Genomic DNA, 24520 nt, shown 5'->3' with positions numbered 1-24520 from the left:
CGCCCTTTCGGACTCGTTCACAAAAATGGCATGCCACTTGCAGTAACGGCATCGCAACCGGATCGCACGGAACGAAGGGGCGACGCCTCTCCCGGCACTGCATCGACAAACACTCAGGAGACGACCATGAAGAACCGTTCGCCCGCCGCTGGCCGGCTGGCTGTCCTTGGAGCGAGCATCGCGATCGCGATGGCACTGAACGTGGCTCCGGTGGGCGCCGCCCCGGACTATCCCGCGGTGACCTACGAGCGCCTCGCTCAAGCGCAAAGCGACCCGGGCTGGCTGACCTATTACCGCAGCTATAGCGGCCAGTCGCATTCCCCTCTGAAGCAGATCGATGCATCGAACGTCGCCGGACTCAAGCAGGCCTGGAGCTATCGCTTCCCCGCGGAACTCAAGCAGGGCTTCGAAGCAACCCCGATCGTCAACGGCGGATACCTTTTTGTCAGTACGCCAAAGGACAACGTCTATGCGTTCGATGTCAAAACCGGCACGCAGCTGTGGAAATACGAGCCGAAGCTCGGCGCGGAATCGTTCAAGACCGCCTGTTGCGACGTCGTGAATCGCGGCGTCGCGCTGTATGGCAAGAACGTCTACGTGGCGATGCTGAGCGGCGAGGTGGCCGCGATCGACGCGCAGAGCGGCAACCTCGTGTGGAAGAAGCAGATGTTCGAGCCGGGTCTCGGCTACGCGTTCTCGCTTGCGCCGCTCGCGCTCGACGGCGCGATCGTCGTCGGCACGTCGGGCGGCGAATATGGGATTCGCGGCTATATCGCCGCGCTCAATCCCGACGACGGCTCGATCATCTGGAAGCGCTATACGATCCCGAGTGCCGGTGAGAAAGGCAGCGACACATGGCCCGACGGCATGCAGGAACATGGCGGCGGCGCGGCGTGGCTGACCGGCACCTACGACGCAGCCACGCAGACGCTGTACTGGGGTGTCGGCAATCCGGGGCCGTGGCTCGCCGCGCTGCGTCCCGGCGACAACCTGTACTCCGATTCACTGCTCGCGCTCAATCCGAAGAACGGCGAGCTGAAGTGGCACTACCAATACACGAACAACGACACGTGGGACTACGACGGCGTCAACACGCCGGTCCTTGCGAACATCAGCTACAAGGGCAAGCCGTATGACGCGATCATCCATGCCGACCGCAACGGCTTCTTCCACGCGATCGACCGCAAGACCGGCAAGCTGATTTACGCGGAGCCGTTCGTCAAGGCGCTGTCGGTGACCGGCTACACCGCCGACGGCAAACCGGTTCAGGACGCCAGCCGGTTTCCGAAGGCCGGCACGACGATCAACACCTGCCCGAGCTTTCTCGGCGGCAAGAACTGGTGGTCGACCTCCTACGATCCCGAGCGGCACATCGCGGTGGTGCCGTCGCTGCATGCGTGCATGAGCCTGTCCGGCAAGTCGGTCAGCTACATGGAGGGCCTGCCCTACCTCGGCGAAGGCTTCGAGATCCAGCCTGAACCGGGCAGCCAGGGTTATGGCGAGCTTCAGGCCATCGACGTCAATACCGGCAAGAAGCTGTGGGGTCACTGGACCAAAATGCCCTGGAACGGCGGCGTCGCCACGACGGCCAGCGGCCTCGCCTTCAGCGGCTCGCTCGACGGCCATCTGTACGCGTTCGACGTGACCACGGGCAAGGTGCTGTGGGAAAGCCCGCAACTCGCGAGCGGCATCGTCGCGCAACCTTCGGTGTTCGAAGTCGACGGCAAGGAATACGTGGCCGTGCTGGCGGGCTACGGTGGTGCGAATCCGATCTGGGGCGGCCCGATGGCCGACGTCGCGAAGGACGTCCCGCGCGGCGGCACGCTGTATGTGTTCGCGCTCGATCGCAGCTGAACGCAGCCACTGCACCCTCATCGTTCTGCACCTCGTACTCTCGCAGCTGCATCTCTCCGCGCCCGCACGCAGTTCAGGCGGGCGCGGTGTTCCCGCCATCACAGGAACGCACCATCATGAACATTCGACTCACTCAGGTTGCTCTCGCCGGCGCGCTCGTCGCCGGCGCCGCGCAGGTTGCCGTCCACGCGGCCACGCAGACGTCGTCCAGCGTGCGCGTATGCACGATGCCAGGCAGCCCTTCGTCCGAACTGGACAAGTCCGTTGCACGTGCGGTGTTGAACGCCGCGGGCATCGCCGCGACCTTCGCGTCGCGCGGCATCGATGACGACGGCGGCGACGACGGCATCTCCGCTCGCGAGCTGTCCAAATCGCTGCAGCGCGACTGCGATGTGATCGCGGGCTTTCCGCGTTCGAACGTGGCCGACGGCTCCGACTCGCAGCTGCTATTTTCCGAGGGCTATCTGCACTCCGGCTATGTCAGCGTCACGCTGCGCGGCACCCATGCGGCCAACCCCAGCGTCGCGGCGCCGGACGGCAAGATCACGATTGCGGCCACCTGGTCGAGCCCGTCGCAACTGATCGCGGTCCAGCAGAAGAACGCGCGCTTCGATCTGGAAACCACCTCCAGGCTGACCGTCGACGCCGTCGCGAAAGGACGCGCGCAACGCGCGATCGTCTGGTACCCGGCCGTGGTCGCATATCGGCGTGCGCACCCGCAGCAGCACTTCGACGTCGCCGCCGCCGAATCGCCTTATGCCGACTGGAAACTCGTGTTCGCATCGGGACCCGGCACGCAGCAGTTGCAAAAGCGCATCGATGAAGCGCTCGTGCGCTTGCGCAGCGATGGCCGGCTCGCGGCGCTGACGCGCAACTGGGCATTACCAGCCACGATCGCGACCGATTCGGCGACCCCTCACGCGAGCCTCGTGCGCAGTGCCGCGCGCTATCTCGACGGCCCGACGCAGCCGTCGCCGCGTGCGGACGTATGGCGCGCGAGCGGCATGCCGGCCGCCGGCGGCTTCATCAAGGTCGCGGCGACGACCGAGGCACCGTCGTTCGATCACGATCAGGTCGCCCACGGCGAACATCTGTATGCCGATTCGTGCGCGAAATGCCACGGCGAGAAGCTCGAAGGCAACACCGCGCCTTCGTTGAGCGGACCGGCCTTCGCGCCAGCGGCGAACTCGCATCTGACGATCGGCGGCATCTATCAGTACATGTCGACCAACATGCCCGCGGATCATCCCGGCAAGATGAGCGACGAGGAGTACGCCGATCTGATGGCCTTCCTGCTCTATACGAATGGCTACGACACCGGCAACGTGAAGCTGACCGCGCAGGCCGCGCAATCCTCAACCACACCGCTGAATGCGGGACCGCGCCACTGACACGTTGCATCGCACTGCATTGCAACGCCACGCCGCTTCGATCGAATGGAATGCGGCGTGGACGACCCATTTCTTTTCTCAGGACACCATCATGGTCTCTCACAATCGCAGACACTTCATTCTTCAGGCCGCGGGCGTGTGCGCCGCGCTCGCCAGCGCCGACCTCGCGCTCGCCGCGCCGCCGCCCGTCGACGAAAACGACGCCACCGCCAGCTCGCTCGGCTATCGTGCGAAAGCGAGCAGCGTCGACACCGCGAAGTTCCCCAAGTACCACGCGGGCCAGACCTGCGCGAACTGTCGCTTCTATACCGGCGCAGCGGGCGAGGCCGCCGGACCGTGCCCGATGTTCCCCGGCAAATCGGTTGCGGCGGACGGCTGGTGTAATGTCTATGCGCCAAGAACCTGAGCGCTGGTAATCTACCGTCCGCCGCGCGTATTCTTAGGCTCTCCAACCAAACAGTGCAAACAGCGCAAACAGCGAGAGCATTTGAACCGGAGAAGATCGATGTCGAGTCCCTGGACGGGCCGGTGCCTATGCGGCGCGGTGCAATACGAAGCTCACGGTGATTCACTCGCGCAACTGATCTGCCATTGCCGCGATTGTCAGCGCGCTTCCGGTTCCGCAGGGTTGCCGGTCGTCGTAGTGACAGCCGCCGGCTTTTCGTTCAAAGGCGACATCAGGCCTTATACGAAGACCGGCGGCAGCGGCATGCCGACGACGCGCAACTTCTGCGCTCATTGCGGCAGCCTGCTGTTCGGCACGCCGCATCATGCACCGGACATAGTGACCCTCTACGCCGGCACGCTCGATGATCCTGCGCGGTTCGAGCCCGAGTTCACTCAGTTCGTGTGCGAACGCCATCAACTTGACGCTCACCTGCCTGACATTCCCCACCATCCGCGAAGAGCGCCCTGACCCGCGCGATCAAAGATGCCTTGTTTGCTCGGGCGGATTGCCCCAGTCGTTGTGCAAGCCATCGCGATAGGTCACGGGCGCGTTCAACGCTGCATCGAGATCGAGTTCATCGAGACACATGATGTTGACGTTGATATACGGATACCCCGTGCCGTTCGGCATATCGATGCGGTCGAATACGTGAACCCCGCAGCGCTGGCAGAACGGGTGATGCGCGACCGCATTTTTCCCCTGATATTCGCTGAGCGTGGCTTCATCCGAAAGCAGACGAAAGTCCTCCCGACGAATCTGCACGTGCCAGAACCGCAGCCTGCTGCAATAACTGCAATTGCATTTCGACGTGCCCTTGTCGAAATCGATGCGAGCCTCGAACTTCACGGATTGGCAGTGGCAACTTCCGAGGTACGTGCGCAGCATGGGGTTCTCCGAGGTTGAGGGCAGCTGCAATTATGGACGGCACGACTTCGCGCTGCCAACGCACGAGCCGTCGCAACCCTCGCAGTAATGGCGGTCGCGTACCGCGCGATCCACGCGCCAGACGTTAGCGTCGGCCGGCCGCGCCGTTCCCACCGAGCGGCCGTTTTCCCGCGCATGAAAGTTCGGCTCGCCCGCCTTGCCGCGGCGAATCGCTTCATCGATGCCCGCCTCGCCGAACACCGCCTTCAGTTCGGCCACGAACGCCGCGATCTCGGGCATCGGATGCCCGGCCGGCTTGCGCACTCGCATGTCCATTCATCCGCTCCCGAAAAAGTGCCTATTCGCCATATCTTAAAAACGATGTAGGATACTGTATATCCATACAGGTATTTTCGCAAATGACAACCGCCCTGCCAGCACCGGAAGCCATTCACCCGTCCTTGTGGCGGGCGTCCCAGCTTGGCGCTGGCCGCGGCCGCAGCGTCGATACCGGTTATCCGGCCCTGTCGGCGGAATTGCCCGGCGGCGGCTGGCCGCTCGGCGCGCTGGTCGATCTGCTGGTGCAGCAGGCCGGCGTCGGCGAACTGCGGCTGTTGCAGCCGGCGCTCAGCGCCGTCGGCGAGCGTCCGGTCGCCTTCGTGCAGCCGCCGCATACGCCGGACGGCCTCGGGCTGAACTACATCGGCCTGTCGCTGCAGCAGGTGCTGCGCATCAATGCGCCGAAAACCGCCGACGCGCTGTGGTCCGCCGAGCAGATCCTGCGCGCCGGCAGTTGCGGCGCGCTGATCTTCTGGGCGCAGTACGCGCAGGCGTCGTCGCTGCGCCGTCTGCATCTGGCCGCGCAGTCGTCGGAGACGCTGTTCATCATGGTGCGGCCGCTCGCCACCGCGCAGGACGCGTCGCCCGCGCTGCTGCGGCTCGCGCTCAGGCCATCGGCCGAAGGTCTGACCATCGACATCGTGAAACGACGAGGGCCCGCTCGCGCAGAGCCCCTGTCGATTCCCCTTCAACCCACACCCGTTCTGCTTTCCCGACATGCGCGTCTTTCTCGCCGTTCATCTGCCAAAGTTGCCGCTCGAGGTCTTCAGACCGAAGTGGTCGCCTGAGCCCGCGCATGGCTGCGCGGTGCTGGAGAAAGACAAGGTGGTCATGGCCGACCCCGCCGCGCGCTCGGCGGGCGTGCGTGCGGGCATGAAGCGTGGCGGCGTGCTGACGCTGTCGCCGGAAACCGAGATGTACGAGCGCGACAGCGGCCGCGAAGCGGCGGCCCATCGCGAGGTGGGGATCGCGCTGATGCGCTTCTCACCCGAAGTCGCGCTGCTCGATGAGGCGACGGTGATCGTCGAGATCGGCGCGAGTCTGCGGCTCTTCGGCGGCCTGCTCGCGCTGTGCCGCGACGCGAAGGCCATTCTCAATGCGCTCGGCTTCACCGCGCGCATCAGTGCCGCGCCGACCGGCCAGGGCGCGTGGCTGCTCGCGAAGTTCGGCAACCGCCGCGTGCTGAAGCTCGCGTCGCTCGAACAGCGCCTCTGCGCGCTGCCGATGCTCGCCGTGCCCGAAGTCCGCCCGTTCGCCGACTGGTTCACGGGCCTCGGCTGCGAGCGCATCGCCGATCTGCGCCGCCTGCCCCGCGCCGGCTTGCAGCGCCGCTGCGGCGAACATCTGCTCGACTCGCTCGACCGCGCGTTCGGGACCGCGCCCGAACTGTTCGACTGGCTCGAACTGCCGCCCACGTTCTCGGCGCGCATCGAGATGCCGGACCGGCTCGAACACGCGGATGGCGCGGTGTTCGGCGCGCAGCGGCTCGTCGTGCAGCTGTGCGGATGGCTGTGCGCGAAGCAGCTCGCGGTCAGCGGCATCCGCCTGTCGCTCGAACACGAGCGCGGACGCAATGCGATCGAGCCGACCACGATCGACATCGCGCTCGGCGAGCCGACCTGGCGCGAAGAACATCTGATGCGGCTGCTAAAGGAACGGCTGCATCGCATCGAGCTCGCCGCGCCCGTGATTGCGTTGCGGCTCGACGCATCGAACGTCGAATCGGCCGCGCCCGCGTCCGCGACGCTCTTTCCCGAACCGGGCGGCTCGCAGGAAGACCACGAGCGCCTGCTCGAACTGCTGGTCGCGCGGCTCGGCGAAGAGAACGTGCTGAAGCCCGCGCCGAGCGCCGATCATCGCCCGGAGATCGCGAACCGCTGGCTGCCGGTGTCGCAGCCGGTCAAGCTCGGACCGCTGCCGCAGAATCTGCCACGCCCGACGTGGATGCTCGACACGCCCGTTCGTCTGTTGATGCGCCAGCACCGCCCGTTCTATGGCTCGCCGTTGCGCATGGTGTCGCCGGGCGAGCGCATCGAGAGCGGCTGGTTCGACGGCGAACTCGTCACGCGCGACTACTTCGTCGCGCAGGCGGACGACCAGAGCTGCTACTGGATCTACCGCGAGCGCGTGAGCAGCCGCGACGCGGAAGAAGAGCAACGCTGGTTCCTTCATGGCCTGTTCGGCTGACAGGCGCGGCTGATATGCGCGGATGAACGGCCATGGACACCACCTTCACGATGCTGCCGGCATATGCCGAGCTGTTCTGCTTTTCCAACTTCACGTTTTTGCGCGGCGCGTCGCACGCCGAGGAACTGGCCGAGCGTGCAGCGCAACTCGGCTACTCCGCGCTCGCGATCACCGACGAATGCTCGCTCGCGGGAGTCGTGCGCGCGCATGTCGCGGCGAAGGAAGCGAAGCTGCCGTTCATCGTCGGTTCGTATTTCCGGCTCGTCAATGCCGATGGTTCGCCGGCCTTCGGCCTGATCCTGCTCGCCCGCAACCGCAACGGCTACGGCAATCTGTCGGAGCTGATCACGCTCGCGCGCATGCGCGCGCCCAAGGGCGAATACCGGCTCACGCCGCAGGATCTGTCGCGGCCGGAGAAGGAATATCGCCACCTGCTCGGCATGCCCGACTGCCTCGCGATTCTGGTGCCGGATTTCCCGGCCAGCGAAGACGCGCTCGACGCACAGGTCGAATGGCTCGACGAAACCTTCACCGGCCGCGCATGGGTCGGCCTCGTGCTGCATCAACGCGCGATGGACGACATGCATCGCGGCGCGGTCGAATTCGTCGCGAAGAGCCGCGACGTGCCCGTCGTCGCACTCGGCGAAGTCGTGATGCACGTGCGCTCGCGCAAGCCGCTGCAAGACACGATGACCGCGATCCGGGTCGGCAAGCCGGTCCATGAGTGCGGCTACGATCTCGCGCCGAACGCCGAGCAGCATCTGCGCTCGCGGTTGCGGCTCGCCAACCTGTACCCGGAAGACGCGCTCGCCGCGACGGTCGACATCACGAGCCGCTGCACGTTTTCGCTCGACGAGCTGCGCTACGAGTATCCCGACGAGCTGGTGCCGGCCGGCCATACGCCGGCCTCGTATCTTCGCCAGGAGACCTATATCGGCGCGCAGCGGCGTTTTCCGGCGGGGATTCCGCATCCCGTGCAGCAGCAGATCGAGCACGAACTCGAACTGATCGCGGACTTGCAGTACGAGCCGTATTTCCTGACCGTCTACGACATCGTCCGCTTCGCGCGCAGTCAGCACATTCTGTGTCAGGGGCGCGGCTCGGCCGCGAACTCGGCGGTCTGCTACTGCCTCGGCGTGACCGAAGTGGACCCCGCGCGCGGCAACATGCTGTTCGAGCGCTTCATCAGCAAGGAGCGCGGCGAGCCGCCCGATATCGACGTCGACTTCGAGCACCAGCGGCGCGAAGAAGTGATCCAGTACATCTATCGCAAGTACGGCCGCGACCGGGCGGCGATCGCGGCGGCGGTGTCGACCTATCGTCCGCGTGGCGCGCTGCGGGAAACGGGCAAGGCGCTCGGCGTCGATCCGCAGATCGTCGATGCGGTCGCGAAGTCGCATCACTGGTTCGATGGCCGCCAGGATCTGCTCGCGCGCTTCGCGGAATCCGGCCTCGATCCGGACAAGCCGCTGATTCAGGCCTGGGCGAAGCTCGCCTCGCAGCTGCTGAATTTTCCGCGCCATCTGTCGCAGCATTCGGGCGGCTTCGTGATCAGCCGCGGCAAGCTCACGCGGCTCGTGCCGGTGGAAAACGCGGCGATGGCCGAGCGCTCGGTGATCGAGTGGGACAAGGACGACCTCGAATCATTGGGCTTGCTGAAGGTCGACGTGCTCGCGCTCGGCATGCTGTCCGCGATCCGGCGCACGCTCGACCTCGTGTCGGAACAGCGCGGCGAACGCTTCGAAATGCAGGACATTCCGTCTGAAGATCCGGCGACCTACGCGATGATTTCAGCCGCCGATACGGTCGGCGTATTCCAGATCGAATCGCGCGCGCAGATGAGCATGCTGCCGCGCATGCGGCCGAAGACGTTCTACGACCTCGTCATCGAAGTCGCGATCGTGCGGCCGGGTCCGATTCAGGGCGGCGCCGTGCATCCGTACCTGCAGCGCCGCCAGGGCTTCGAGCCCGTCACCTATCCGAGCGACGCGTTGAAAACAGCGCTGGGCCGCACGCTCGGCGTGCCGATCTTCCAGGAGCAGGTGATGCAGGTGGCGATTCTCGCGGCCGGCTTCACCGCCGGCGAAGCCGATCAGCTGCGGCGCGCGATGGCCGCGTGGAAACGCAAAGGCGGGCTCGAAAAATACTATGACCGCATCGTGCTCGGCATGCAGGAGCGCGGCTACGATGAGGCCTTTGCCGAGGCGATCTTCGAGCAGATCAAGGGCTTCGGTGAATATGGCTTCCCCGAAAGTCACGCGGCCAGTTTCGCACTGCTCGTCTATGCGAGCAGCTGGCTCAAGTGTCACGAACCCGAAGCCTTTCTCGCCGCGATGCTGAACAGCCAGCCAATGGGCTTCTATTCGCCATCGCAACTGGTGCAGGATGCGCAGCGGCACGGCGTCACGGTATTGCCGGTCGACGTGACGGTGAGCGGCTGGGATTCGTCGCTCGAACACCGTGCGGGGGCGGCGCGCCCTGCCGTGCGGCTCGGTCTTTCGCTGCTGCGCGGCATGAAGGACGGCGCCGCCGAACGGATCGAGAACGCGCGCGCGGTTCGTCCGTTCGCGAGCGTCAACGATCTCGCGCGCCGCGCGCAGCTCGACCGCAAAGACCTGCATGCGCTCGCGGATGCGAATGCGTTGGCAGCGCTCGCGGGAAACCGCCGCGAAGCGCTGTGGCAGTCGGTCGCCGCGGTGCCGGACAAGGATATGCTCGCGGCCGCCGCGACTCAGGACGAAACGCCCGAACTGGGCACACCGAGCGAAGCGCACGACATCGTCGCCGACTACCGCTCGCTCGGCCTGACGCTGAACCGCCATCCGCTGGAGCTGCTCAGGCCGCAATTGCTCGCGAACCGGCTGATGCCGGCCTCGACGCTGCGGACCTATCGCGACGGCCGCCTCGCGCGCGCCTGTGGACTGGTGACGGTGCGTCAGCGACCTGGCACGGCCAAGGGCGTCGTATTCGTCACGCTCGAAGACGAGACGGGCAACGTCAACGTGATCATCTGGCCGGGCCTGCTCGAAAAACAGCGCAAGGAAGCGTTGGGCGCCACGCTGCTCGCCGTGTACGGCACGTGGCAGTGTCAGGGAGAAGTCCGGCACCTCGTCGCGCAGCGGCTCGTCGATATGTCCCATCTGCTGGGCAAGTTGCAAACGACGAGCAGAAACTTCTGCTGACGCAAGCGCGCGAATGCGTATCATCGGAACAGCAAACGGAGGGCATCCATGTGCTATTCGGCTCAAATTCTGGCGGACTACCGGCGCTACGTCCGCATGTTCGGCGCGCAGATGAGCATCGAGGAATTCGCGCGGCTTTTCTTCGAACGCGCTGAGGACAATCAGGCCAGGATTCCCAAAGCGATGGAAGACGCCTTCTCGGAACCGCAGTCCGACGCGGAACGGGAAGTCTGGGCGCTGATCGAACGCTTCCGGTCGCAGCAGACCGCAAAGCTCGAACAGGAACTGTTCAAACAGCGCACCCGCTTCGCCGATGCCGAGCGCTCCTTGCAGACCAAAGTCACCAAAGCGGCGACCGAGAGCCAACGGATCGCCAAAGACAAGATCGACCGCACGCTCGAACGCCTCGACGACCTCCGCCGGGTCGATCCCAAAGCAGCCGACTCGCGCATCTTTCCAGGCTACTACGCGCCGGTACTGGTGATGGAAAACGGCCAGCGCGTCGTCAAACCGATGCGCTATCAGTGCCGCCTCGCCGGCAAGCCCGCATCGTACGACACCCGCTATCCGGGCACCTACAACGCTCGTCGGGACAGTCTCGAAGGTTTCTGGAAAACACTATTCGGCTACTCGCACGGACTCGTGCTGGCCAGTTCGTTCTATGAGAACGTATCGCGCGCGCGGATGGAAGGCCGTGAACTGGCGCCCGGCGACAAAGATGAAAACGTCCGGCTGGAGTTCAGTCCCAATCCGCCCCACGACATGCTGGTCGCATGCCTATGGTCACGCTGGAGCGGCAAAGGCGAGCCCGATCTATTGTCCTTCGCCGCCATCACCGATGATCCGCCGCCCGAGGTTGCCGCCGCCGGCCATGATCGCTGCATCATTCCGATCAAGCCCGAGCATATCGACGCGTGGTTGAATCCCGATCCGCACGATCTGGCAGCGCTGTACGCGATTCTCGACGATCGGGACCGGCCGTTCTACGAACATCGGATCGCGGCCTGAATACAACATGCGGTTTTCCAGGCCGCGCAATACGGTGCCGGATCATCCTTGCAATCTTCGCGCAGTAACATATTCTGCGTTATGAATCTTCGTCGGCTGGCAAAAAATGCCCGGACGTAGAAGTTCGCTTACAGGTGCGATCCGGACTTCGTCAATCATCGAAGCGCCTGCGCAGCGCGCCCGACACGCCTGCACCATGCGCATCCCACGCCACGGACCGCGCCGGGGTCGCCGACTGGGTCCGGCCCTTCTGAACCTCACGCGCAGCACGCACCGGGGAAAGCTCCATGGACGATGCTCCCACCACGACCACGCCGCAAAGCACGGATGCGGCGCGCACCGGCCTGAGCGCCGCCGCGCTGCAGCGCGGCGTGCTCGACAATCTGCTGTGTCTGCTCGGCCGCTATCCCGCCATCGCTTCGCCGCACGACTGGTACATGGCGCTCGCCTACAGTGTGCGCGACCGCATGCTGGCGCGCTGGGCCGCCTCCGTCCAGACCTACGCCGTCAACGATGCGCGCGTAGCCTGCTACCTTTCCGCCGAATTCCTGATCGGCCCGCAACTCGGCAACAACCTCGCCAACCTCGACATCGAGGCCAACGCGCGTGAAGCGCTGGCCTCGCTCGGCGTCGACCTGGATACGCTGCTCGAGATCGAGGAGGAGCCGGGGCTCGGCAATGGCGGGCTGGGCCGGCTCGCGGCCTGCTATCTGGATTCGCTCGCGACGCTGGAAATCCCGGCCATCGGCTATGGCATCCGCTACGAGTTCGGCATCTTCGACCAGCAGATTCGCGACGGCTGGCAGGTCGAAACCACCGACAAGTGGCTGCAAAGAGGCAATCCGTGGGAGATCGTGCGCGCCGAGGTGGCGTACTACGTCGGTTTCGGCGGCAGCACGCACAACGAGACCGATGCACGCGGGCATCTGCGTGTGCGCTGGACCCCCACGCGGCAAGTCAAAGGCGTAGCGTGCGACATCCCGATGCCCGGCTATCGCGTGAACACCTGCAACACCTTGCGGCTGTGGAAAAGCGAGGCGGTCGAGTCGTTCGACCTGCAGGACTTCAACGCCGGCGACTATTACGAGGCCGTCAACGAAAAGGTGATCTCCGAGACGCTATCGAAGGTGCTGTATCCGAACGACGAGCCCGAGATCGGCAAGCGCCTGCGTCTCGCGCAGCAATATTTCTTCGTGTCGTGCTCGCTGCAGGACATGCTGCGGCTGCTCGAAATCAAGGGCGAACCGCTCGGACACTTCGCGGATCTGTTCAACGTGCAGCTGAACGATACGCATCCGTCGATCGCGGTCGCCGAGCTGATGCGTCTGCTGGTGGACGACAAGGAGCTGCCGTGGGACGAGGCCTGGGACATCACGCGGCGCGCGCTCGCGTACACCAATCACACGCTGCTGCCCGAAGCGCTCGAAACCTGGGGGCTGCCGCTGATGCGCAACCTGCTGCCGCGCCTGCTCGAAATCATCTACGAGATCAACCGGCGTTTCCTCGACGAAGTCCGGCAACGCTTTCCGGGCGATGAAGCGCGCATCGCACGCATGTCGCTGATCGACGAGCGCGGAGACAAGCTCGTGCGCATGGCGCATCTCGCGACGGTCGGCGCCCACGCGATCAACGGCGTGGCCGAACTGCATTCCGGGCTGCTCAAGCAGACCGTGCTGCGGGACTTCGCCGAATTGTGGCCCGAGCGCTTTCACAACGTCACCAACGGCGTCACGCCGCGCCGCTTCCTGCTGCTTTGCAATCCGGGGCTCGCGCGGCTGCTCGACGAGACCATCGGCGCTGGCTGGGTCACGGATCTTTCGCGTTTGCGCAAGCTCGAAGCCTATGCCGACGACGCCGCGTTCCAGCAGCGTTGGCGCAGCGTGAAGCAGTCGAACAAGGAGGTGCTCGCCGAGCATATCCGCCGCGTCACCGGCATCGGCGTCGACACGGCCGCGCTGTTCGACGTGCAGGTCAAGCGCATCCACGAATACAAGCGGCAACATCTGAACGCGTTGCTGATCGTCACACTGTACCGGCGCCTGCTGCGCGATCCGCAACTCGCGCTGACGCCGCGCTGCTTCGTCTTCGGCGGCAAGGCCGCGCCCGGCTATGTGATGGCCAAGCTGATCATCCGTTTGATCAACGGCATCGCCGAAGTCGTGAATAACGACCCGGTCGTGAACGGCCGGCTGAAGGTCGTGTTCTATCCGGACTTCAACGTGAAGAATGCCCACTTCATCTACCCCGCCGCCGATCTGTCCGAGCAGATTTCGACGGCCGGCAAGGAGGCGTCTGGTACCGGCAACATGAAGTTCATGATGAACGGCGCGCTCACGATCGGCACGCTCGACGGCGCCAACGTCGAAATCCGCGAAGAAGTCGGCGACGAAAACTTCTTCCTGTTCGGCCTGACCGCCGACGAAGTGGCAGGCGTGAAGCGCGCGGGTTATCACCCCGCGGACTACGTGAAGGACAACGCGGAACTGGGCGAAGTGCTGCAACTGATCGCCGACGGTCATTTCTCGCGCGGCGACCGCGAGATGTTCCGCCCGCTCGTCGACAATCTGCTGCACTCGGACCCGTTTCTCGTGCTCGCCGATTACGCCGCCTACGTGGCGCGTCAGGACGACGTCAGCGCCGCCTGGCAGGACACGCAGCGCTGGACCCGCATGTCGATCCTGAACACCGCGCGCTCGGGCAAGTTCTCCTCCGACCGGGCCATCGGCGAATACTGCAAGAAGATCTGGAGGATCTGCCCGATAAGGATCACCCTTGACCAATGACCCTGAAACGGCATTGCTGCGTGCTCATGCGGTTCGCCCCGGCTCGCGGTTTCCGACGGGTGTCAGCGTGGTGCCCGGGGGCATCAATTTCTGCATCTTCTGCCGCTACGCGACGCGCGTCGAGCTATTGCTGTACGAGGCCGCCGACAGCCCGGAGCCGTTTCAGATCGTCCCTCTCTGTACCGATGAGAATCGAACCTTCTTCTTCTGGCATGTGATGGTGGAAGGGCTGCCGTTCGGCACGCACTACACGTGGCGAGTGGATGGTCCGCGCGATACGCAGTCCGGCGGCTCCGCGTTCGATCCCGAGCGCGAGCTCCTCGATCCGTATGCCCGCGCGGTCAGCGACGTTCTGTGGACACGGCGTCCGGCCGGCGACCCGAACCCCAACGCGCACGCCACGCACCGCGCGATCGTGACGGAACCGCTGCGCGCGCCCCCCAACCGGATCTCGCGCGGACTCGACAACGCGATCATCTACGAGCTGCACGTGGGCGGCTTCACGCGACATCCGTCGAGCGGCGTCCAGCATCCCGGCACCTTCGCCGGCCTGATCGAGAAGATTCCGTATCTCGCGCAACTCGGCGTGACCCACGTCGAGCTGCTGCCGGTGATGGCCTTCGACGAGCAGGACGTTCCGCCCGGGGCGGCAGCCCTCGGCCTGATCAACTACTGGGGCTACAGCACGCATAGCTTCTACAGCCCGCATCCTCGCTACTGCCTGGACCCCGCGCGCGCGCCGCAGGAATTTCGCGCGCTCACCGACGCGATGCACGCCGCGGGCATCGGGGTGCTGCTCGACGTCGTGTTCAACCATACGGCGGAAGCGGGCGAGACGGGACCCGTCATCAACTTCAAGGGCCTCGTCAACGATATCTTCTACCACCTCGACGAGGCCGACCGGCGTCGCTATCGGGATTACACCGGCTGCGGGAACACGGTCAATTGCAACCACCCGCTGGTGACGGCGTTCATCGTTCACTGCCTCGAATACTGGGTGGAGGAGCTGGGCGTCGACGGTTTCCGGTTCGATCTGGCGAGTGTGTTCGCGCGCGACCAGCACGGCGAGCTGATGGCCGATCCACCGCTGCCCTGGGCGATGGAGTCTTCGCGTGTGCTCGCGCGCGTGCCGTTGATCGCGGAAGCGTGGGACGCCGCCGGCATGTACCAGGTCGGCGCCTTTCCCGGCATGGCGTGGGCCGAGTGGAACGGCCGCTATCGGGACGTGATTCGCCGTTTCGTGCGCGGTGACCCGGGCCTCATCGGGGAAGTCGCCACCTGCATCGCGGGCAGCTCGGACCTGTATGCGGACGACGGCAGGCTGCCCGACAACAGCATCAACTTCGTCACCTGCCACGACGGTTTCACGCTGATCGATCTGGTGAGCTACGAGACGAAACTCAACGAGGTCAATGGCGACGCGAATCGCGACGGCAACTCCAATAACCTGTCGTGGAACTGCGGGGCCGAAGGCGAGACCTCCGACCCGACGATTCTCGCACTGCGGCTGCGCCAGGCGCGCAACCTGATGGCCATCCTGTTCCTGAGCCAGGGCGTGCCGATGATGCTCGCCGGCGACGAGGTGCTGCGCAGCCAGCGCGGCAACAACAACGCCTATTGTCAGGACAACGCGCTCAGCTGGTTCGACTGGACACCCAATGAAGCCGGCTCGGCCATGTCGCGCTTCGTGCGTGAATTGATTGCGCTGCACATGCGCCACGCAAATTTGCGCCGGCAAAATTTCCTGACCGGCCGGCCATCGCCCGGGCAAACCCGGCCGGATGTCGCATGGCATGGCGAGCGCCTGAACGAGCCCGGCTGGCACGATGCCGGCGCGCGGCTTCTCGCCGTCACGCTGGGCGGCGAAAAACCGGGCGAGCCGGCACTGCACATGGTGTTCAACATGAGCGATCGCGCGCGCACGGTCGAGTTGCCCGCGCCAGACGCGCGGCACTGGCGGCGTATCGTCGATACCGCGCGCGATAGTCCCGATGACATCGTGGAAGCTGCGCAGCAGGGCGCCATCGAAAGCGAGCAATGTCGCGTGGAAGCGCGCAGTGTCGTAGTCCTGGAAGAAGCGAGCTGAAGTTATCCAAATTACCCGGTCGGTTGTCCTCTAATGTCGATGCTGTGGCGGATATGCGGCGCGCGATTTCGATCTACTGGCGGAACAACCCACCGGCCACCCATCGCGAAGGGCATCATGAAAATCAGCGTATATGGGCCGTCCGTCATCCTCGCGACGGTCGCGGTCGTGGTGCACGGCAGCGCATTCGCGAGGTCCGAAGCGTGCCATCCCGCGTCGGAGAAGCAGATTTCCGCACTGTTCGATCGCTGGAACGACTCGCTGAAGACCGGCGACCCGCAGAAGGTCGTGGCGAACTACGCGCCGAACTCGATCCTGTTGCCGACCGTCTCGAACAAGCCGCGTTTGACCGCCGACGAAAAGCTCGACTATTTCAAACACTTCCTCGAAAACAAACCGGTCGGCACGATCGACTTCCGCGACATCATGATCGAATGCAATACGGCGATCGACTCGGGGCTCTATACGTTCAAGTTCGCGGACGGTTCCGTCGTCAAGGCGCGCTATACGTTCACCTACGTGTGGAATGGGCACAAGTGGCTGATTACCAGCCATCATTCGTCGAAAATGCCGGAAGGCAATTAGGCGATGTGGTTGAGAAAAAATCAGGCTGGGACTTGAACCTCACTCACGAACGACCTGAATACGTCCCGCCTTGACTGCCGCTTTCAGAACCGTCCAGTCCGCCTCATTCTGTTCGGCATAAGCGAGCGCGAATTGCACGACGGCTTCGTCGAATGCGTCCGACTTGCCGACATATCCGCTGAGCAATGCGGGGTCGCCTGCTTTCGCCATCGAATGCGCCAGCGCGTGAGCGCAGGACACCGCGTATTCGCCCAGATCTTCGACGTCGAACGTGGTGAAATCGAACGCGCCCTTCATGTCGCGCAATTGCCGCACATAGAAGTCGTTGCCGGTGTGATGCATCTTCGACCAGCCGAGGAAAATGTCGCTGGCCGACTGCAGCAGACGCTGCCCGTTCACCACGCGCTGGCCGTGATTGGCATAGCGGCTGGGCCCCAGATACTCCTCCAGCACGGAAGCCCGTGCCTCCTTCAGTTGCAGGAACAGCGGGCATTCTCCGTCGGCCATGAAGAGCGTCTCGTAGCAACGCGTTCCCACCGAGCCGATGCCCACCACGCGAATGGCGATATCCACCAGTTCATAGCGATCGAATAGTGCGCGCCTGTCATCGGGAAGCGTCAGCCGATAGTCGGCGAAGAAGCGCCGTACCAGCGTTTGGTACTGTTTCTGGTCGTGCTTGCTCTCGAGCGGCACGTGGTACACGAGCGGGGGCGAGTCCTTGATGCGCAGCTTGCCGTTGACAAGCTCGGTCGCGTGAGTCAGCACCGAACGTGATGACTGCTGCCTCGCCTTTTCGATGACCGCCAGTTCTTTCCGCCTTTCCTCCACCGAATCGGCAATCGCCAGCATGCTCGCTGCCTTGAACTGGCAATACCAGACGTCGAGCGTGTCCATGCTGCTCAATCCGGCGAGCCGTTGCCGGAAGGTCTCGCAGAGCCGGCGTACCACCGCGCGCTGGTCGCGCATCGCAAAGCCGCGTTCGCGCGCGGCAATCACGAACGAAGCGGCGAGCCTGCGCACGTCCCAGTCGAACGGACCCGGCAGGGTTTCGTCGAAGTCGTTGGGGCCGAAAAGAATGCGCCGTTCCGGGCTCGCGAAAAGCCCGAAATTTGCGAGATGCGCGTCGCCGCCCAATTGCACGGTCACGTTGGAATGCGGGAGCTTCGACAGGTCGTGCGCCATCAGCGGCGCGGCACCCCGATAGAACGCGAACGGACTCGCGACCATCCGACCGTAGCGGATCGGTATCAGCTCCGGCACCCGGCCCACATTGGACGCATCGAGCAGAGCGATCGGATCGCGATCGACGATCTTGCAGATTCCCAGCTGCGCGCGCGGCGCCTTCTTGCGCGCCGCCTTGCCCTGCTCCATGCGCGCGGCCAGCGAGCCACGCCCGGCGAACAGCATGGACGGATCTTCCTGCGCCGCCAGCGTCTTCGGATCGGCGTGATCCATGGCGGGTTGGATGGACTTCTCAGCAGCGGAATCGGACACGCGTCACTCCTTTTTCGGATCGGGGATCAAGCGGCCTTGTCATCTCACTTCCTTCACTCGCCTTCGCTCGCTTTGCTTCATCGCGGCTTGTCGGCGTCCGGTGCAGCCGCCCACGCGGGCGGCGACAGATCGCGCAGTGCGTCGATCGCCGCATCGACCGTCTCGAAGATCTCGCGATGCGCGCCGCTCACCCGCAGCGCCTTGTACCGCTCGAGTTCGTGCCGCACGCCAGCCGGCACCGCGACCACGGCGATACCCAGGCCGCGCTGGTCGAGTTCCGCACCTAGCTGGAGCAAGGTCTTGCCTGCCGTGTAGTCGATATTGCTGATCTCGGTTGCGTCGATCACGACCCAGCGCAACGGAACGCTCGCCTCGTTGACGAGTTTCAGCACTTCCTCGGTGAAGCGCCCCGTGTTCGCATAGAACAGATCCGCTTCGAACCGGTAGATGACGATGCCGGGTGCCGCGAGCAGGTTCGGCTCGACGTGATGGGGAATCCAGTGGCCGGTGGGGCCGCGCGTCAACACACGCGTGCGCAGCCGATAGCTATGCCGCGCATGCGCGATCAGCGACAACACGACGGCAGCGAGAATGCCGTGCATCACGTCGACGAACACGACCACGCCCGCCGCGAGCAACGCAACGACGAATTCGTCCTTCTGCATGCGAAACAGTTCGGCCATCCCCTTCACGTCGATCAGCTTCACACCGATCATGAAGACGATTGCCGACAGCACGGCGGCCGGCATCAGGCTGAGCGGCCTCGTGAGGAACAGCAGCACCAGCAGCACGATCACGGCTGTAGTCAGATGGGCGAGCTGGGTGCGTCCTCCCGCGTCGTCGATGATCTCGGTCTTGGTCGGACTACCGTTCACGACGAAGGTGCCGGTGAACGCGGCGGCCGCGTTCGCCGCCGCGAGTCCGATGATGTCGGCGTTATCGTCGCCCTTCTCGTTGTTGCGGGTCGCGTAGGCACGCGCGGTCGCCGCGCTCTGCGCGATGATGACGATGAAGCACGAGGCGGCCGTCGCCAGCACCTGGTTGATCTCGCTCATGTGCAACGGCGGCACGAACAGCGACGGCAGTCCGCCGGGCACTTCGCCCGTCACCGCGATGCCATGCCCGGCGAAATTGAAGACCCCGCTCGCCACGATGGAGCCGATCACGGCGATCAGCGCGCCGGGCGCATGCGGCGCGAGACGCTTGCAGCCGATGATCACCGCGAGCACGACAAGCGAAAGGAGCGTGGTCGGATAGTTCGCCTCGGCCACACGTTGCACCACGCTCACCAGTTGCATGACGGGGCCATGCCCGTGCTTCGCGAGCCCGAGCAGCCCGGCGAGTTCCCCCGCCGCGACCTGCACGCCTACCCCCGTCAGAAAGCCGATCAACGCGCTACGTGAAAGAAAGTCGGCCAGAAAGCCGAGCCGGAAGATACGCGCGATCACCAGCATCACGGCGACCGTCAGGGCCACCGTGCTCGTCAGGCCGATGTATTCCTTGCTGCCCAATGCAGCGACGCTCGTCAGCGTACCGGCGAGGATCGCGGCCGTCGCGGAGTCCGCCGCGACTACCAGTTGACGCGAAGCACCCAGAACCGCGAACGCCACCAGCGGCAACAGGATCGTATAAAGACCCGTGACGGTGGGCGTGCCGGATATCTTCGTGTATCCCATCACCTCGGGTATGCCGAGTGCCGCCAGCGTGAGCCCGGCGATGATGTCGCGCGGCAGTTGAGAGGAATTGAAGGGCAAAAGCCCTTGCAGAAACGGCGAGTGATGCAGATGAGAGCGCGTGGAAGCCGCTGGTTTCATGTGTCCACCTCCACTCAGGTCGTGACCTTGCCGACGGAGGTATTGGACCGGTTAAGGATGGCCGGCCCTAAACGCAAGATCCACATGGTCACCTCGGATAGTCGAACTGATCGAGACAACAGCGAACCTGAACCAAACAGACAAGCTCCCCCTTTTCGCGCCGGTAGTCAATAGCCGAGAGCCCCCAGCGAGGAGGCTCTGTAAGCGTTTCGATCGCCTTCTACGACGATGCCCCCCCTGCTTCGGAGACCGGCTCGAACGCCACCCGCTGCTCCTGCGAATCGTAGCGGCAAACCACCCGCATCCCTTCACCGATTTCGCCATTGATCAGCGCCTTCGCTAACGGATTCTCGACGCGCTGCTGGATCTGCCGGCGCAGTTCGCGCGCGCCGAACTCGGGCCGGTAGCCCTCGGTCGCGAGATGGTCGATGAGCGAGTCGTCGAAGCTCAGCTCGATGTCCTGACTGCTGGCAATGCGCCGCACCTGCTCCAGCAGAATCCGCACGATCTGACGCGTCTCGTCGCGGCCCAGCGACTTGAACACGATGATGTCGTCGATCCGGTTCAGGAACTCCGGCCTGAAATGCTGCCGCAGCACGTTCATCACGCCGCTTTCCACGCTGACGGAACCCGCCTGGCTGAAAAATCCCGGCCCCGTGCGGTTCTGTCCGGTGATCACGTCGGACGCGAGATTGCTCGTCGCGATGATCAGCGTATTGCTGAAATCGACGACGCGACCTTTGCCGTCCGTCAGGCGTCCATCGTCGAAAACCTGCAGCAGTACGTTGTACACGTCCGGATGCGCCTTTTCGATTTCGTCGAGCAGGATCACACTGTACGGTCTGCGCCGCACGCGTTCGGTCAGCTGCCCGCCCTCTTCGTAGCCGACGTAGCCGGGCGGCGAACCGATCAGACGCGCGACGGTATGACGCTCCATGTATTCGCTCATGTCGAAGCGCAGCATCGCATCCTCGTCGCCGAACACGACTTCGGCGAGCGCTTTCGCCAGCTCGGTCTTGCCGACACCGGTCGGCCCCAGAAACAGAAACACGGCCGTGGGCCGGTGCCGCGCCTGCAAGCCGGCACGCGCGCGCCGCACTGCATCGCTGACGGCCACGACGGCTTCATCCTGGCCGATCACGCGCTGATGCAAGCGCTGCTCCATATTCAGAAGCCGCTCCTTTTCCTCGGCCGTCAACTGCGCGACGGGAATGCCGGTGAGCCGCGCGACGATTTCGGCGACCTGCCCGATACTCACATGCGATGTGTGGGTGCCGATGCTCTTCTTCCACGCGTCGGTCGACTCGCGCAGCTGCTCTTCCTTCGCGGTGATCTCGCTGCCGAGCGCATGCGCGCGATCGAATTGCTTGCGCGATGCCGCATAGTCCTGCTCGCGGCGCAACTGACCGATTTCCGCTTCGAGTTCGAGCACGGCGGCGGGACGCGACGTCGACGACAGATTGACACGCGCCGCGGCCTGATCGATCAGGTCGATTGCCTTGTCGGGCAAAAAGCGCCCGGAGATATAGCGATCCGACAACTCCGCCGCGCCGACGATCGCATCGTCCTGGATCGTCACCTTGTGATGCGCCTCGAGCCGGTCGCGCAGTCCGCGCAGAATGTTGATGGTCTGCACGACGGACGGCTCGGCGATCAGCACCGGCTGAAAGCGCCGCTCGAGCGCCGCATCCTTTTCGATGTACTTCTGATATTCGGCGAGCGTCGTTGCGCCGATCAGATTGAGTTCGCCGCGCGCCATCGGCGGCTTGAACACGTTGGCGATGTCGAGACCGCCTTCGCCGCCGCCCTGCCCCGCGCCGACGATCGTATGCACTTCATCGACGAACAGCACCAGCGATTCCTGGTTTTCCAGCACTTCGTCGATCACCTGCTTCACGCGCTCCTCGAATTCACCCCGGTACTTCGCGCCCGCGACGATCGAATTCACGTTGAGCTCGACGAGCCGCTTGTTGCGCAGCGACTCCGGCACGTCACCGTTGACCATCCGCTGTGCCAGCCCTTCGACGACCGCCGTTTTGCCGACGCCGGGCTCGCCGATCAGCACCGGGTTGTTCTTGCGCCGGCGCGCGAGCACTTCGACCATCGTTTCGATTTCGCTGGACCTTCCGATCACGGGGTCGAGCCGGCCTTCGCGCGCCAGTACCGTCAGGTCCCGGCTGTGCTTGTCGAGCTGCGGCGTGCGCGACGGCTGGCGCGGCGCCGCTGGCTTCTGCACGCCGGCCGCGCGCAGCGTCTGCTGACGCAGCGCCGGCGCCTGAACCCCGAGCCGGCCCAGCAGTTGCCCCGCAAAGCTCTCCGGCACTTCGGCCAGACCGATCAGCAGATGTTCGGCGCCGACCGAGCTGTGGCCCAGTTGGCGGGACGCCAGGAACGCGCGATCGAGCGCGCTCTTCAGCCGCGGCGAGACGCCCATCGGCTCGCGCGGGCTCGGTGCGGCGGGCTCGCGCTTCTCCGCGTTCGCATCGATATACGCGCGCAAATCGCTCCCCTTCACACCGAGCGAAGCGAGGATCGCTTCGACGGCCGCATGGTCGGCGAGCACGTACAGCAGGTGTTCGGTATCGACCTCGCGACGGCCGAACTGTGCCGCGGTTTCAGCGGCGCGCTGCAGCATCTCCATCGCGACATCGCTGAAATGCCGCTCGATGCTGAACGCCTCGCCGCCTTCGACGGGCTGCTGCGCGGCATACGGATCGGCAGCGGACGGCTCCTGGGCCGATGCCTGCGCGCGAAACAGCGCTTCCAGCGGCGAAATAGAGCGTTGATGGCGGGTCAGTTGCGCGTAGTGAAAATCACAGACGTCGAGCACCTGACGCTGGTTGTTCTGAAGTACCGCAAGCCGCACCGTCGCCGGCCGGACACCGCAGATATCGCAAAGCAAGCGTGCCATTGTGTGTCGTCTCCATTGCGTCAAGACTTCGAGGGAAGCATTCCGCGCGCCAGCCCGTCTTCCCGGCGACGGCGACCTCGACATCGCACGGCCGGACTCCGCCCGCACGCGATACCTTACCTCGCTATCCGATCCTTTGCGCCCGATGCGCAGCCTCCTGCACCCCGCGCACAGCGGCGGCCACGATCAAGCCGGTGAAGACCACGCCGATCAGCCCGAGGCATGCGGCGTCGATCCGGCCAAACGACGAAGTGGGCACCACGTCGCCGTACCCGATAGTAAGCGCCGTGATCGCACAGAAGTACACGGTTTCGCCCAGCGGCGACGGTGTGCGGTTCGCGGTCTCGACAGGCGCGCCCCAGTAGTACATGCCGATGGTCAGCAGCACGAATAGCAGAAGCAGGCCGATCAGAATCGCTCGCAGATACCACACGGTGATCGCCATTTCCTTCAGGATCTCGCCGGCCCGGGGTCGGCCCGCGCCTTCGCCTGTCGCATTTCCCATTGCACGCTCCTGTTGCGATCACCGGGCCGGCTTTGCGGCATGACGCACCGCCTCACTGCACACGGCGGTGTTGCTCGAAAAGCAGAAGCATCAAACATGCGTAGACCGTGACGGCCAGAAAGAGCCCCATTCGCACGGCAAACGCGGTGTAGACATCCTTGCCCGCCACGCTGTCCTGCACCGATTGCCCGAGCAGAATGATCATCGTCACGAGACTGTTCAGCCAGAATCCCGGCGAGCAACGCGTCGGTTGCAGGCCGTAGAGTTTGCGCCCCACCAGCAGACCGAACAGCAGCATCCACAGAAAAAACATCCACAGATGCACGAACAGCCTCAGCGCAAACCAGAAGGCGATGGCAAGCAGACCGCCGAGCAACGTAGAGCCGATCAGATCGCGTGCGGCGCCGCGAGCCGAGGTCGTGCAGGTTTGTCTGCCGAGGCTGACGGACTTCATGATGATCGGCATGTAATTCGCCGGATCGGTCATCGCGAGCAGATAGGCCGGCATCACGACGAGCGCGGCACGCAGCGCGATATAGGCCGCCTTGTCCTGCGCCATCGCTGCCGCGGCGGGCTGTTCTCGTGCATCCATGCGCTCGGGAAACAGGCTGTGCGTGAGCGTCGACACCAGCACGGCCAGCAGCAGCCCCTTCGCCAGCGCGCCGACGACCGTCAATGCCAGCTCGAAGTCGGCCGTGCCCGCGGCGGAAATCATCGTCAGTCCCGCGACCAGAAAAGTGGCGACGAGATTGTTGCCGCCGCGCAAGCCATAACGAAACGCGAAGAACAACATCAGGCCGACGATCATCACGCCGGCCAGCGCGTAGTGACGCAGCAACGGAACCAGCAGCAAGCCGCTGCCGGTGGTCGATGCGACGACCAGCGACAGAATCACGCCAGCCTTCAACGACAGCGGCCGATTCTGCGTGGCCAGCAAAAAGACCGTGAATACCGGCGCGACGACCGGGATCGGGAAATCGAGTCCAAAGCTGACCGCAACAGCGATCGCCGTTCCCAGCGCAACACGTATCGCGCGATAACCGAGGCGCTGGGTCACGAGCTGCATGGG

Annotated in this window: 18 protein-coding genes; 11 read left to right on the top strand and 7 right to left on the bottom strand. The window is 64.5% G+C overall.

Annotated elements, in window-relative coordinates; translation table 11 throughout:
* The first annotated feature begins 126 nt into the window (after nucleotides 1–126).
* The 4 genes from AB3X89_RS08550 (at nucleotide 127) to AB3X89_RS08535 (ending at nucleotide 4161) form a co-directional block, all read left to right on the top strand.
* Nucleotides 127–1854: a methanol/ethanol family PQQ-dependent dehydrogenase gene (locus tag AB3X89_RS08550; RefSeq protein WP_176119980.1), complete on the top strand. Its 1728-nt coding sequence runs from the start codon at nucleotides 127–129 to the stop codon at nucleotides 1852–1854.
* Between the two features lie 116 nt (nucleotides 1855–1970).
* Nucleotides 1971–3245 carry a c-type cytochrome gene (locus tag AB3X89_RS08545; protein ID WP_368582772.1) on the top strand — a complete coding sequence of 425 codons (1275 nt, stop codon included), beginning with the start codon at nucleotides 1971–1973 and terminating at the stop codon, nucleotides 3243–3245.
* 91 nt (nucleotides 3246–3336) lie between these two features.
* Nucleotides 3337–3651, top strand: a complete 315-nt coding sequence (locus tag AB3X89_RS08540; protein WP_368582771.1) for a high-potential iron-sulfur protein — start codon at nucleotides 3337–3339, stop codon at nucleotides 3649–3651.
* Nucleotides 3652–3750: 99 nt separating this feature from the next.
* Nucleotides 3751–4161, top strand: a complete 411-nt coding sequence (locus AB3X89_RS08535; protein WP_368582769.1) for a GFA family protein — start codon at nucleotides 3751–3753, stop codon at nucleotides 4159–4161.
* A 9-nt stretch (nucleotides 4162–4170) separates the two neighbouring features.
* On the opposite strand, the gene AB3X89_RS08530 is transcribed toward AB3X89_RS08535, so the two are convergent.
* Together AB3X89_RS08530 and AB3X89_RS08525 are read right to left on the bottom strand one after the other, a co-directional pair.
* On the bottom strand, nucleotides 4171–4578 hold the full coding sequence (locus AB3X89_RS08530) for a GFA family protein (protein ID WP_368582768.1): 408 nt from the start codon (nucleotides 4576–4578) through the stop codon (nucleotides 4171–4173).
* A 30-nt stretch (nucleotides 4579–4608) separates the two neighbouring features.
* The gene (locus AB3X89_RS08525; protein ID WP_368582767.1) at nucleotides 4609–4893 is read right to left on the bottom strand and encodes a hypothetical protein; all 285 of its coding nucleotides are present in this window, start codon (nucleotides 4891–4893) and stop codon (nucleotides 4609–4611) included.
* 83 nt (nucleotides 4894–4976) lie between these two features.
* Between AB3X89_RS08525 and imuA the strand changes: the two genes are divergently transcribed.
* From imuA to AB3X89_RS08490, 7 genes are all read left to right on the top strand, one after another.
* Nucleotides 4977–5684 (top strand): translesion DNA synthesis-associated protein ImuA, encoded by a 708-nt coding sequence (gene imuA, locus AB3X89_RS08520; RefSeq protein ID WP_026228047.1) that lies wholly within the window; start codon nucleotides 4977–4979, stop codon nucleotides 5682–5684.
* Nucleotides 5614–7083 carry a DNA polymerase Y family protein gene (locus AB3X89_RS08515; protein ID WP_368582765.1) on the top strand — a complete coding sequence of 490 codons (1470 nt, stop codon included), beginning with the start codon at nucleotides 5614–5616 and terminating at the stop codon, nucleotides 7081–7083. Before imuA ends, AB3X89_RS08515 begins: the two co-directional genes overlap by 71 nt.
* Before the next feature lie 32 nt (nucleotides 7084–7115).
* Nucleotides 7116–10265: an error-prone DNA polymerase gene (locus AB3X89_RS08510; protein WP_368582764.1), complete on the top strand. Its 3150-nt coding sequence runs from the start codon at nucleotides 7116–7118 to the stop codon at nucleotides 10263–10265.
* A 48-nt stretch (nucleotides 10266–10313) separates the two neighbouring features.
* Nucleotides 10314–11273 carry an SOS response-associated peptidase family protein gene (locus AB3X89_RS08505; protein WP_368582763.1) on the top strand — a complete coding sequence of 320 codons (960 nt, stop codon included), beginning with the start codon at nucleotides 10314–10316 and terminating at the stop codon, nucleotides 11271–11273.
* Between the two features lie 287 nt (nucleotides 11274–11560).
* Nucleotides 11561–14056 (top strand): glycogen/starch/alpha-glucan phosphorylase, encoded by a 2496-nt coding sequence (locus AB3X89_RS08500; protein WP_368582762.1) that lies wholly within the window; start codon nucleotides 11561–11563, stop codon nucleotides 14054–14056.
* Nucleotides 14046–16142, top strand: a complete 2097-nt coding sequence (glgX, locus tag AB3X89_RS08495; RefSeq protein ID WP_368582761.1) for a glycogen debranching protein GlgX — start codon at nucleotides 14046–14048, stop codon at nucleotides 16140–16142. The genes AB3X89_RS08500 and glgX overlap by 11 nt, the downstream gene beginning before the upstream one ends.
* A 117-nt stretch (nucleotides 16143–16259) precedes the next feature.
* On the top strand, nucleotides 16260–16727 hold the full coding sequence (locus AB3X89_RS08490) for an SgcJ/EcaC family oxidoreductase (protein ID WP_368582759.1): 468 nt from the start codon (nucleotides 16260–16262) through the stop codon (nucleotides 16725–16727).
* Between the two features lie 39 nt (nucleotides 16728–16766).
* Here the strand turns inward: AB3X89_RS08490 and AB3X89_RS08485 are convergent, their stop codons facing one another.
* The 5 genes from AB3X89_RS08485 to AB3X89_RS08465 form a co-directional block, all read right to left on the bottom strand.
* Nucleotides 16767–18221, bottom strand: coding sequence for a DUF2252 domain-containing protein (locus AB3X89_RS08485; RefSeq protein WP_368582758.1), 1455 nt, complete (start codon nucleotides 18219–18221; stop codon nucleotides 16767–16769).
* Nucleotides 18222–18298: 77 nt separating this feature from the next.
* Nucleotides 18299–20035 (bottom strand): SulP family inorganic anion transporter, encoded by a 1737-nt coding sequence (locus tag AB3X89_RS08480; RefSeq protein WP_368582757.1) that lies wholly within the window; start codon nucleotides 20033–20035, stop codon nucleotides 18299–18301.
* A gap of 220 nt (nucleotides 20036–20255) precedes the next feature.
* Nucleotides 20256–22946 (bottom strand): AAA family ATPase, encoded by a 2691-nt coding sequence (locus AB3X89_RS08475; RefSeq protein WP_368582756.1) that lies wholly within the window; start codon nucleotides 22944–22946, stop codon nucleotides 20256–20258.
* Nucleotides 22947–23070: 124 nt separating this feature from the next.
* The gene (locus AB3X89_RS08470) at nucleotides 23071–23451 is read right to left on the bottom strand and encodes a potassium channel family protein (RefSeq protein WP_368582755.1); all 381 of its coding nucleotides are present in this window, start codon (nucleotides 23449–23451) and stop codon (nucleotides 23071–23073) included.
* A gap of 52 nt (nucleotides 23452–23503) precedes the next feature.
* Nucleotides 23504–24517 carry a DUF2955 domain-containing protein gene (locus tag AB3X89_RS08465; protein WP_368582754.1) on the bottom strand — a complete coding sequence of 338 codons (1014 nt, stop codon included), beginning with the start codon at nucleotides 24515–24517 and terminating at the stop codon, nucleotides 23504–23506.
* Nucleotides 24518–24520 lie beyond the last annotated feature (3 nt).

This window comes from Paraburkholderia sp. BR14320 (assembly GCF_040948665.1).
GTDB classification, from domain to species: domain Bacteria; phylum Pseudomonadota; class Gammaproteobacteria; order Burkholderiales; family Burkholderiaceae; genus Paraburkholderia; species Paraburkholderia youngii.
Note: the sequence above shows the minus strand (reverse complement) of the source record. Positions and strands in the feature narration are given on the sequence as shown.

Bases quoted from the DNA above. Each gene is read 5' to 3' on its own strand.
- AB3X89_RS08550 (WP_176119980.1), top strand. From the start codon at position 127: ATGAAGAACCGTTCGCCCGCCGCTGGCCGGCTGGCTGTCCTTGGAGCG.
- AB3X89_RS08545 (WP_368582772.1), top strand. From the start codon at position 1,971: ATGAACATTCGACTCACTCAGGTTGCTCTCGCCGGCGCGCTCGTCGCC.
- AB3X89_RS08540 (WP_368582771.1), top strand. From the start codon at position 3,337: ATGGTCTCTCACAATCGCAGACACTTCATTCTTCAGGCCGCGGGCGTG.
- AB3X89_RS08535 (WP_368582769.1), top strand. From the start codon at position 3,751: ATGTCGAGTCCCTGGACGGGCCGGTGCCTATGCGGCGCGGTGCAATAC.
- AB3X89_RS08530 (WP_368582768.1), bottom strand. From the start codon at position 4,578: ATGCTGCGCACGTACCTCGGAAGTTGCCACTGCCAATCCGTGAAGTTC.
- AB3X89_RS08525 (WP_368582767.1), bottom strand. From the start codon at position 4,893: ATGGACATGCGAGTGCGCAAGCCGGCCGGGCATCCGATGCCCGAGATC.
- imuA (WP_026228047.1), top strand. From the start codon at position 4,977: ATGACAACCGCCCTGCCAGCACCGGAAGCCATTCACCCGTCCTTGTGG.
- AB3X89_RS08515 (WP_368582765.1), top strand. From the start codon at position 5,614: ATGCGCGTCTTTCTCGCCGTTCATCTGCCAAAGTTGCCGCTCGAGGTC.
- AB3X89_RS08510 (WP_368582764.1), top strand. From the start codon at position 7,116: ATGGACACCACCTTCACGATGCTGCCGGCATATGCCGAGCTGTTCTGC.
- AB3X89_RS08505 (WP_368582763.1), top strand. From the start codon at position 10,314: ATGTGCTATTCGGCTCAAATTCTGGCGGACTACCGGCGCTACGTCCGC.
- AB3X89_RS08500 (WP_368582762.1), top strand. From the start codon at position 11,561: ATGGACGATGCTCCCACCACGACCACGCCGCAAAGCACGGATGCGGCG.
- AB3X89_RS08490 (WP_368582759.1), top strand. From the start codon at position 16,260: ATGAAAATCAGCGTATATGGGCCGTCCGTCATCCTCGCGACGGTCGCG.
- AB3X89_RS08480 (WP_368582757.1), bottom strand. From the start codon at position 20,035: ATGAAACCAGCGGCTTCCACGCGCTCTCATCTGCATCACTCGCCGTTT.
- AB3X89_RS08475 (WP_368582756.1), bottom strand. From the start codon at position 22,946: ATGGCACGCTTGCTTTGCGATATCTGCGGTGTCCGGCCGGCGACGGTG.
- AB3X89_RS08470 (WP_368582755.1), bottom strand. From the start codon at position 23,451: ATGGGAAATGCGACAGGCGAAGGCGCGGGCCGACCCCGGGCCGGCGAG.
- AB3X89_RS08465 (WP_368582754.1), bottom strand. From the start codon at position 24,517: ATGCAGCTCGTGACCCAGCGCCTCGGTTATCGCGCGATACGTGTTGCG.